This window comes from Nostoc sp. (assembly GCF_036917555.1).
Classification (GTDB): domain Bacteria; phylum Cyanobacteriota; class Cyanobacteriia; order Cyanobacteriales; family Nostocaceae; genus Nostoc.
The window spans coordinates 16445-27897 of record NZ_JBALDD010000002.1 but is presented as its reverse complement, the minus strand read 5'-3'; the positions used below and the strand labels follow the sequence as shown (position 1 = coordinate 27897).

Annotated in this window: 6 protein-coding genes; 4 read left to right on the top strand and 2 right to left on the bottom strand. The window is 43.5% G+C overall.

All coding sequences use genetic code 11. The features are described 5' to 3' along the window. Positions 1-70: 70 nt before the first annotated feature. The gene (locus V7K60_RS00545; protein ID WP_094342283.1) at positions 71-346 is read right to left on the bottom strand and encodes a ubiquitin-like small modifier protein 1; all 276 of its coding nucleotides are present in this window, start codon (positions 344-346) and stop codon (positions 71-73) included. An 86-nt stretch (positions 347-432) separates the two neighbouring features. After that, entirely contained in the window at positions 433-1749 is a 1317-nt protein-coding gene (thrC, locus tag V7K60_RS00540) for a threonine synthase (RefSeq protein WP_334922061.1), read from the bottom strand. Between the two features lie 840 nt (positions 1750-2589). Between thrC and V7K60_RS00535 the strand changes: the two genes are divergently transcribed. The 4 genes from V7K60_RS00535 (at position 2590) to V7K60_RS00520 (ending at position 11435) form a co-directional block, all read left to right on the top strand. Further along, positions 2590-5097 (top strand): beta strand repeat-containing protein, encoded by a 2508-nt coding sequence (locus tag V7K60_RS00535; RefSeq protein ID WP_334922058.1) that lies wholly within the window; start codon positions 2590-2592, stop codon positions 5095-5097. Positions 5098-5276: 179 nt separating this feature from the next. Further along, positions 5277-5840 (top strand): hypothetical protein, encoded by a 564-nt coding sequence (locus tag V7K60_RS00530; protein WP_334922057.1) that lies wholly within the window; start codon positions 5277-5279, stop codon positions 5838-5840. A gap of 154 nt (positions 5841-5994) precedes the next feature. Further along, positions 5995-7545 (top strand): hypothetical protein, encoded by a 1551-nt coding sequence (locus tag V7K60_RS00525; protein ID WP_334922055.1) that lies wholly within the window; start codon positions 5995-5997, stop codon positions 7543-7545. Next, the gene (locus V7K60_RS00520; RefSeq protein ID WP_334922053.1) at positions 7542-11435 is read left to right on the top strand and encodes a TonB-dependent receptor; all 3894 of its coding nucleotides are present in this window, start codon (positions 7542-7544) and stop codon (positions 11433-11435) included. Before V7K60_RS00525 ends, V7K60_RS00520 begins: the two co-directional genes overlap by 4 nt. Positions 11436-11453 lie beyond the last annotated feature (18 nt).

Genomic DNA, 11453 nt, shown 5'->3' with positions numbered 1-11453 from the left:
AAAATAAGCCTGCCATTTGCGGCAAGCCTAAATGTATTTATTTGCTAAATCTAGGTAGATGTTTTCAAGATTAACCACCAGCAACAGCAGGGACAATACTGACTTCATCGCCATCTTTCAAGGCTGTATTGATACCATCTAAATAACGGATATCTTCACTATCGACGTAAAAATTTACAAATCGACGTAGCTTGCCTTCTTCATCGCATAACCGGGATTTAATACCAGGAAAGCTTTGTTCTAAGGAGTCCAATAATTCAGCAATGGTGCTACCATTGGATTCTAGACTAGCTTGATTATTAGTCAAATTCTGAAGAGTTGTAGGAACTAAAACTGTTACAGCCATAGAAGTACAAAGTGAAGGTTAAAAGTGAGGAGTACAATTAAGAGTTAGGAGTCATGAATAAAAAACTCATAACTCATAACTTTTAACTAAACGAGGACTTGTTGCCATTCCAAGCGATCCAGAGTACGCGATCGCTCCAAGGCGCGTTCAAAACTATCCAGTTTAGCATCAATAGTCAAGGGTTCACCAACGTAGCCTTGGATTGCTTCTTGGGTTTTCAAACCATTGCCGGTGATGTAAATCACGGTAGTTTCATCTGGATCGATTTTGCCAGCTTCTACCAGTTTTTTCAGCACGGCCACGGTTGTACCACCAGCCGTTTCTGTGAAGATGCCTTCGGTTTCTGCCAGCAACTTGATGCCATCAATAATTTCTGCATCATTGACTGATTCAATGTTACCACCAGTCTTCTGAGCTAGCTCCACAGCATAAATACCGTCTGCTGGGTTGCCGATCGCTAGCGATTTCGCAATTGTATTCGGTTTTACTGGCTTAATAAAGTCGCGTCCTTCTTTGAAGGCTTGAGCGATGGGTGAACAGCCTTCAGCTTGAGCGCCACTGAAACGGACGCTCTTATTTTCTACTAAACCAACTTCGACAAATTCTTGGAACCCTTTATAAATTTTTGTAAAGAGCGAACCAGATGCTAAAGGAGCAACAACATGATCGGGTAGTTCCCAGCCTAGTTGTTCAGCAACTTCAAAACCTAGCGTCTTGGAACCTTCAGAGTAATAAGGACGCAGATTAATATTGACAAAACCCCAGCCATGTGTATTAGCTACTTCCGAACAGAGACGATTGACTTGATCGTAGTTGCCCTTGACGGCCATGAGGGTGGGACTGTAGATCAAGCTACCGAGAATTTTACCGGCTTCTAAATCTGCGGGGATGAACACACAGCAGTCTAAACCGGCGTGAGCTGCGATCGCAGCTGTAGAATTTGCCAAATTACCAGTGCTAGCGCAAGAAACAGTAGTGAAACCTAACTCTCGCGCTCTAGATAGAGCGACTGACACCACCCGATCCTTAAAGCTCAGGGTGGGCATATTCACGGCATCATTTTTTATATAAAGTTTATTTAGACCTAGGCGACGAGCAAGACGGTGGGAACGAACCAACGGAGTCATACCAGTTCCCACATCTATTACATTGTCAGTTGCGACAGGCAAAAAGGGACGGTAGCGCCAAATTGAATTGGGCCCAGCTTGAATTGTTTCACGAGTGACAGTCAGACGTAGGGCGTTGTAGTCATATTTAACTTCTAATGGGCCAAAACATGACTCACAAACATTACTGGCTTTGAGTTCATATTCCGCACCACATTCCTTACACTTCAAGGCTTGAAAGTAGGCAGTGCTGGTTTGGGTTTGGGTTTGGGTTTGGGTTTTGATTGCCTGAGTCATAAACTAGCTTTTCCCTGTTTGTCTGTCGTTTGTCTGTCACTTGTCGCCTGATACTAACACGAGCAAAAATACCAGTCAAACATACCCGACTAAAAATATCGGGTATGTTTGGTATTGAGAGGAATGATTCTTGTAAAACTTTAATACTAGTAATCTCTGTTTTTAGTATTTACACGTATATATTTAATGTTATGAAAAAATAAAATGGCTTTACTTACTCAGCATTAACACTGTAAAAACATATGATTAAATCGCATTAAATCTATTACAAAATTGCATTTATTGAAATTGCTATCCTATTTAAGCGATTTAAATCGCTTAGTTAACTTTCAATTTTTTTATCTAAATGACTCTATAGAGCAGTATATATTTATGACAGCAAAGACTCAAAAGCATTTTTGTATATAAGTTTTAGTGTTTTTAACATCTGATTAAATCACTAAAACTGCTATGTGTGTTCCCAAGATAAAGTTAATTTTCCAGCTTTGATGTACTCATTCACAGCTAGAGAAGTTACTTATTTCTACGGAAGTTTTTTTTTGCTGTAAAAGCTACATTGCTATTTACATCTCTAACTAAGCAAAATACAGTAATAAATTACACATATTTGCGATTGCCAGCTTTGATTCTTAAGGGTAAGTGTAAAACAAGTAGACAAGTTATTTCTGGTTATTGTCTCAATATAATTTCCAAGGAGTGTCAATAATTTAACTCCTTAAATATGCATTCCCAAAACTTCAACGTTTTGGGCAGCCATAATCGGTAATTCCTTAAAGGGAATTGCCAAACTTTATCCTGTCTCAAAATCCGAGATACAAGTTCAGCAAACAAACTATTTCTATGGTAAATCGAAATCAATCTCTAAATAAGCAGCGTAAACTTTATCAATTTCTAGTAGCAACAGCATTATTAACTGGTAGCCTTTTCCAATTTCTCGCACCTGTTTTAGCTGACGGAACTACTGCGGGTACATCTATCAGCAACACGGCGACTGCGACCTACGAAGATCCCAACAATCCAGGAACAACCATAAATGCCACCTCTAACACTGTTATCGTAACTGTGGCAGAGGTTGCTGGTATTACTGTTACAGCATCAGGAGTCACAGATAATAATGGTGGTTCTGTTGGAGTTAACGATTTATTAATATATACCTACACTTTGACAAACGTCGGTAATGACCCTACTAAATTCCGGATTCCTAACCTAGCAACCACAACTGGGCCAGGTACAGTTTCGGGACCGGGTGGTACAGCTAACAACTTACAATACAGCACCGATGGCGGCGCAACCTGGCAAAATATCACTGGCACTGAAGTCATCACAGCCTCAGTTGCGCCTGGTGGTACTGTGTTGGTACGTGTGCCAGTTACCGTACAGGCTGGCGCTCAAACAAACGATGTAATTACCGTTACCCTTGGTAATACACCTGGTAATGCTCAGAACCAACTACGAAGTCCCGATGGTGGTGACGTTTATACCGTAGATAACGCAGATAAAACTGTTACTGGTGAGGTAGATGGCGCACCAGTTAACGGAACAAGGGAAGCTAGTGCGACCGAGCAAATTAAGGTAGGTTCCACCCTGAAGTCCTACGCTTTAGCCACCGTGCTGAAGGTTCGTGGTACTGTAGACACTAATAACACGACCCAGATTACAGATGACAAGATACCTTACAGTTTAAGTTTGCGGGTTGAGTCCAATGACCCCACAAATAACGGAATTAGCCCAGCAGCTTTAGTAGGTACACCCATCAATGTTAATGGTAGTGCTGGCAACTACATTTTAGTTTCTGATGCAATTCCAGCAGGTACACAACTAGCAGTTGCGCCAACTCCACCTCCTGGTTGGCAAGCAGTCTACACGACCGATGCAGTCACAACTAATGCAAATACAGCTAATTGGAAAACCTTTCCTTTAAAAGGTGCTGATACACTGCCAGGTGTGACTCGTGTTGGTTTTATCAATAATCCAGCTACTATCACTTCTATTGCTCCCGGTACAACGGTAAATGGTTTCTCAATTCAGTTAGCTGTTAAATCAACTGCAACTTCACCGTTGACCGTCTCCAACATCGCCCAATTGTTCGGTCAAACTCCTAGTACTAACGCTCTAGTATACGACGAATCTGGTGACCAAAATCCCAGCAACTACGACGGCTCAACACCTCCTCCAGGTACAGATACCAATGGTGATGGTGTTCCTGATATTCTACCAGCAGCTAGTGTTAGTGACGGCTATATTAACGACTCAACAGACCTTACCAATACTGGAACTGATACAGGTAACAACAATACTGGTACTGGTACTGCTGGTGAAGCAAATAGCATCATACTGCAAACGCCTGTAGCTTCAGGGATACTTAACGGGCCGCAGAATGCCCCAGATGCTACTGGACCATCCGGGAATAACGATGACTTCACCAATAAATCTTCCCTTGTACCAGCAGGCACACTACCTGGGGCTAAACTTGACCCACAATCAGTTGGCTTTACCAACACAATTAAGAACAATGGCACTAGCACAGGCAATATCACATTAGTACCAACAACACCAACCAATAAGCTGGATTTACCAAATGGTACGAAGGTAACTATCACTTATAATAGTCAGTCGGTTGTCTATACCTACGATCAAGCAACAGGAAACTTTACAACCGCTAGTACACCAATTACTATCTCTAACGTTGCTAGTGGCGCACTCATCAACTATGGTGTAGAAGTCGATCTGCCAGCCAATACTTCTTTGTCAACAGATACTATTCCAGACTACACGGGCGATAAAGAATTTGGCTTCCCAATACCGATCGTTGCCTCTATTGATACTACCGGCGATGGTCAACCTGATAGTCAAAACACCACCATTGATCGCGTATACACTGGCTTCTTAAAATTGTTGAAAGTGTCACGAATTCTACAAGGAACTGGCCCAGTAGTCCCAGGAACTGATGGCACATTCAGTATTACCCCTAAAAAGCCTGCACCAGGAAACATTATTGAGTACCAGATTCAGTACTCAAATATTTCCGATGCTCAATCTGGAATAGGTAACGTGATTTTAAATGCTGACAAAGTTGTGATTACTGAAGATGGTACGCAAACCCCTAACAATTGGGCGTTAGACAACGACACCAACGGTCAAATTGACACTAGCAACATAGTTGGCTCAACCAAAGATTCTGGGGCTTCAACCATCCAATTTTTCAGTGGTAATCCAGCCAATACCTCTGGCATCGACCAAACCGGAACTACAGTCAATACTGATATCACAAAGTATGTAGATACTGTCACAGGTCAGGTTGCACCGGGCATTCAAAGAACATTTACTTTCCAACGTAAGGTGAACTAATTCATTGGGATTGGAAACTCTAAAGTTCGCAGACTCTTCTGTACCAGAGTCTGCGAACCATTTGACCTCACACCCCAACCCCCAAATAGCAAGCAAATAAGGGAATGACTTTTTCTTAGCAAAAGCTGGGAAAGATAAGTCAACAATCAACATTCTGGAATTTTTTTGAGGTTATTTATATGAAGTGTGTTTCTCTTGCAGGTTTAGGAGCATTTGCTCTCATTGCTACAGTTCCATTTGTCGGTCAAATTCCGGGAATCGCAAATGTATGGCATTCAGAAAGTGCTGTTGCTCAGAATATCAAAACTCAAGGGCAAATTCAATTGCGTTTAGAAGCAGAAAAGCAGGTGGTGGCACGGGATGGGCAGGGTAAGCAAAGTCAGAAATGGGAACCTTTGAAAGGTCAAGTTGTGGTGCAACCAGGAGATGTATTGCGATATACCTTGAGCGGTGAAAATAAGAGCGATCACCCAGTGAAGAATTTGACTTTTAATCAACCTATTCCTAAAGGAATGGTCTACGTGCTGAATTCTACCAATGTCGCTAACAATGCCAAAGTTATTTACAGCATTGATGGCGGACGTAGCTTTGTCGAAAATCCCACTGTTAAAGTTACTCTTCCTGGCGGCAAAGTGGAAACAAAACCAGCACCAGCCATTGCTTACACCCATATTCGTTTACAGATTCCGTCACTTGCAGCTAAGACGACAGTCAAGGCAACTTATCAAACCCAAGTTCGCTGATTGGGACGTAAGGACGCGCGGCCTTCCTGACTCGAAAAAGAGCCACATTTCCAGATTGAACCTGAAAACGAGATTTTTAAATGGTTTTAGCTTAACTGGATTCCCTAAATAAATAGATGCTTTTATTAACAACAAGCTTGACATTTCAGAGGAGATGTGTTCGGTGAGCCGTCCTCAAAACCAAAAGCAAATTACTTCTAGCGGTAGCTGGTGGCGACGGTTAAGAGCTACTGTTCTTCTGGGAAGTTTTTTGCATACTACTATATCTATACCAGCGATCGCGCAACAGACTAACAATCTGGGTGCGTCTTTGCCATTAATAAATCAAGCTACTTATACTTATACAGACTTTGCTACTAATGATAAATATCAAGGAACTTCTAGTCAGCTGAATGTTAGTCTTAACCGATTAGTTGACCCATTAGGGCGGATTTTAGGTTGCGGTGGGACAATTTTACCTGACTATACAGGTTTTTCAGTTGGGGTATACGAACCTAACCCAAGCGACCCAACGGGAACAGAATTAGGCAGCTTGGTTGCTTTGACTCGAACAGAGTTACCAGATATTCCTAATAACAACGTTCCTGGTGGTAAATCGCCAAATACCGAGAATAGTAATCCCTACTTCGTTACGAATAACCCTGCGGGTGTTTACAATTTCCTACTCGATCCGAATAAGGGTCAAACCGCTCCAGGTAGAACCTATATTTTTGTAGTTAATCCATCACCAAATTCTATCTACAAACAGCGGCGGATCAAGATTGAAATCCTTGATAGTACTGGCACACAAGGTAATAATGTCGTGCGATATGTCGCTAGTTCTCTGGATGGTCAACCAATTAGTCCTACAGGTGAAACCAGGTTAGAGCAAACAGTTGTTTTAGTTCCCAACGCAGAAACGGTGGGACTGGATTTATTAGCCTTTGAATTTACCACAAATTTGTGTCAAGCCAATCAGTTGCAGATTATCAAAACAGGCGATCGCGCTACTGCTGAACCTGGAGATACGGTAATCTACCGCCTGTCGGTAAAAAATCTCGCTGATGCTGCTTTGAGTAATATATTTGTCACCGACGACCTACCTTTAGGATTCCAATTCTTGCCGAAATCTGTGCGGGGAGAGCTGGATGGTCAACCAGTCACGATCGCCTCAGAACGCAATGGTAACACAGTGACATTCCGCACAGACGTAACAATTCCCACAGAGAAAGTCTTGAATATTGCCTACGCTGCTCAACTAACAGCCGATGCGCTGCGTGGTAATGGTCGCAACACTGCGATCGTTAATGCTCAACGAGCTGATAACAATTTTAGTACTAAGGATGGCCCAGCAACCCACCAATTGAAAATTCGTCCAGGAATCGTTTCTGACTGTGGCACGATTATCGGTCGGGTATTTGTTGATAAAAACTTTGACGGTGAACAACAGCGTGGTGAGTCTGGAGTACCCAATGCGGTGATTTTTCTGGAGGATGGAAACCGCATCACTACAGATCCTAATGGTTTGTTCTCCTTAGCTAATGCCTTACCTGGATACCACACAGGTGTACTAGACCTGAGCAGTGTACCAGGTTATGCCCTAGCTGATAACGAAAAATTCCGCGAACGAAATAGCCAATCTCGCTTGGTGCATTTAGAGCCTGGTGGCTTGGTACGCATGAACTTCGGTGTCATCCCCACATTTCAGGAGCCAGTCAAGAAATGAAACCCAGACTGCACTGTGTAACTACATTTAACCTGAGATTAATGGGGGCAATGTCGGTATCTCTCTGCCTTGTTTTGTACCCAACAAGTGTCAAAGCAGAAATCACGAGTGAAAAACTCCTTTTCTCTGATTCCCATTCGCAAGCTGAAAAGAGTGTCGAAGATCCTGACTTTTCAGCAAAGCTGGAAAACCTCTCCCTTTCTAGGGGAGAGGCTTTGAATTCTCCACCTCTCGAATTTGCCTCAACTTCTTCAGCATCGGCTCCTGATACTTCAATTCCCAATGTCCAGCTAAGTGAAACAGAAATACAACCATTTCAACCAGAAACTTCTGTTGATTTGTCCAGAGGCTCACGCAAAATAGCAGGAATAGAGGACAGGAATGATGAACACAAAGATACTGAGACACTGTTTCATGCTTCTATAGCGGAAATACAACCATTTCAGCCAGCAACTTCTGTAGGTTTGCCTAGAGGATTACGCAAGATTGCAGGAGTAGAGGACGCGGGGACAAGGGGACAAGGGGTGAATGAAAATCTTCCCGTGTCCCCTACTGTCCCTATCTCTACAGCAATTAAAATCCTGACTCCGACGCCTGAGAGTGTTGTAGATGTACAAGCTAGCACGGTAATTGTGCAGTTTCCCGCTGGTAGTCAAGTGGAATTGCGGGTAAATGGGGCGTTGGTAGACCCTTCTTTAGTAGGACGGACGGAAACTGATGCTACCACCAACTTAGTAACGCAGACATGGTATGGTGTCTCGTTAAAAGAAGGTGTAAACACTATCTCTGCACAAGTTGTTGGAGGTACGGAACCCCCTGTAACAGTACAAGTTGCAGTGCGGGGAACGCCGCAGCAATTAACTTTAGAAACAGTCGAGTCTCGTATCCCAGCAGATGGACGTTCTACGGCTACAATCCGGGGTCAACTTATCGATGCAAACGGCAATCGCTCGAATCGTGATGCTGTTGTCACCCTCATACCCTCTGCTGGGGAGTTGGTTGGGAAAGACTTCAAACCCGATGAACCGGGATTTCAAGTAGAGGCGAAAGGGGGACAATTTACAGCTACATTGCGATCGCAACTGAAGGCCGAAACAGTCACAATTCGCGCGATCGCTAATGATTTAGAAGCCTTCACTCAACTACAATTTGAAACGGCACTGCGTCCGAGTTTAGTGACAGGGGTAATAGATTTACGATTGGGCGCTAGAGGTACAAATTATTACGGCAGTTTCCGTGATTTCCTCCCTCCTGACAAAAATAACAGAACGCAATTAGATTTCCATTCAGCGATATTTGCCACTGGTGCGATCGGAGAATGGTTGTTTACAGGGGCATACAACAGTTCTCGGAGCCTCAATGAAGATTGCAACTGCGATAATCGCCTGTTTAGAACTTACCAATTCAGCGAGCAAAACTATCCTGTCTACGGCGATAGCTCGAAAGTTGATGTAGTCGCTCCTTCCATTGACAGTGTATTTCTGCGTTTTGAGCGTTCAGCTCGTACCCCCGGCTCCGATCCTGATTATGCTATGTGGGGTGACTATAACACAGAAGAATTTGCGCGGCGATCGCAGCAATTTACTTCTATCACACGTCAACTCCACGGTTTTAAAGCTAATTACAATTTAGGAAACCTACAAATTACAGGTTTCTATGGCGACCACTTAGAAGGATTTCAACGGGATACTATTGCTCCCGATGGTACTAGTGGTTATTACTTCCTCTCTCGCAGACTATTACAAGCAGGTAGTGAAAATGTCTTTATCGAGCTAGAAGAACTCAATCGTCCTGGGACTGTATTAGAACGGAAACAACTTAACCGAGGCCCAGACTACGAAATCGATTACGATCGCGGTACTTTATTATTCCGTGAACCGATTCTTCGCACCGATATCGATCGAACCGGACAAGTATTGGTACGTCGGATTGTTGTTAGCTATCAATATGACAGCGAAGACTCTGACGGGAGTATCTATGCTGGTCGTTTGCAATATAATCTTTCGCACAAACTTAATTCTGAAAGTTGGATAGGAGCAAGCTACGTTCAAGAAAATCATGGGGTGCGCGACTTTCAACTCTATGGTGCAGATGCACTGATTGCTTTGGGTGACAACGGTAAGTTAATCGCAGAATATGCCCATTCCACGAATGACTCTGATGTTGTGGGAAAAGTCAGAGGTGATGCTTACCGTTTAGAAGCTGAAGGAAAGATTACTAATGGGATTCAAGGTCGTGCCTATTATCGCTTTGCTGATACGGGTTTTGCCAATAATTCCACTATCAGCTTTGTCCCAGGACAAACCCGTTATGGAGCGCAGGTTACAGCTAAACTCACTTCAGCTACCAACGTCAGAGCGCAATACGACCACGAAGACAATTTTGGGATTGCTCCCCAACCCCTAGACACTTTTGAAGAACTGTTTGCACCGCGTTATGAGGCGATACCTGGTAGCAAGGTTGATAATTCGCTGACGACGATTTCTGCTGGGATTCAACAACGTCTGGGTAGCGCCACCATTGATTTGGATTTGATTCATCGTCAACTGGAAGACCGCATCCCCGACAGTAGCCTAAGTAGTAATTCGGATCAACTGCGATCGCACTTTTCTATTCCTCTAGCTAAAAACCTGACATTCCAAGCCCAAAATGAACTCAGCTTATCTTCCCAAAAAGATACTGTTTACCCAGACCGTAGCATTTTCGGGTTGAATTGGGCGGTAATTTCTGGTGTCAATGTCAGTTTAGCCCAACAGTATTACAGTAGCGGTCAATATTCGGGTAATTCCATTACTAGCTTGAGTGTCAACGGTGAACACAAACTCGGATCGGATACTACCTTGATCGGTCGTTACTCAATTTTGGGTGGTGCTAACGAAATGACTACCCAAGGAGCAATTGGTCTAAATAACCGTTGGACTATTGCTTCTGGATTGCGGCTGAATGTTGCTTACGAACACGTATTTGGCAACTTCTTTGGACGTACTGCGGCAGGCCAACAATATGCCCAACCATACGCCTTTGGTCAAGCAGCATCTGCGATCGGATTTGATGGTGGCGATAGCTACAGTGTTGGGCTGGAATATAGCGATAATCCGCAGTTTCAAGCTAGCGTCCGTTATGAACATCGTTCCTCTTCTGGTGGTGCTAATACAGTAATTACCGCAGGTGCTGCAGGTAAAATTTCTCCGGCTCTCACAGCTTTAGTACGTTATCAACAAGCCGGTTCTTCCAATCAAAAGCTTTCAGGATTGGGAGATACTGCTAACCTGAAGTTGGGTTTAGCCTACCGCGATCCCAATAGCGATAAATTTAATGCTTTATTACGTTATGAATATCGCCAAAATCCATCAACTATCCCTGACACCATCCTATTAGGAAGTGGTACGGGTTCCCAAGACCATACCTTTGCTTTAGAAGCGATTTACGCTCCTAATTGGCAATGGGAATTCTACGGGAAGTATGCGTTGCGTAACAGTACCTCTTACATAGCTAGTGATTTAGCAGGTACTAGCACAGTAAATCTGGCCCAAGTACGCGCTACCTATCGTTTGGGATATAGCTGGGATTTGGTGGGTGAGGCTCGTGTAATTAGTCAGTCTAGCTACAGTGAGACAGGTTTTGTTATTGAAACAGGCTACTACCTCACGCCTAACCTGCGCGTTTCGGCTGGATACGTCTTTGGTAAAGTTGATGACCGGGATTTTTCAGGAACACGTTCTGCAGGTGGGGCGTATTTAGGTTTTACGGTTAAGCTCAATGAATTGTTTGACGGCTTTGGACAGCAAAAGCCTGTACAGCAACAAAAATCTCCTGTGCAAACCCTGGTAGAGAAATTACGCCAACAAAGGAGCAGAGGAGCAAGAGTACAAACAGATGCATCAATTTAAACGTGTAGATACGTTGCA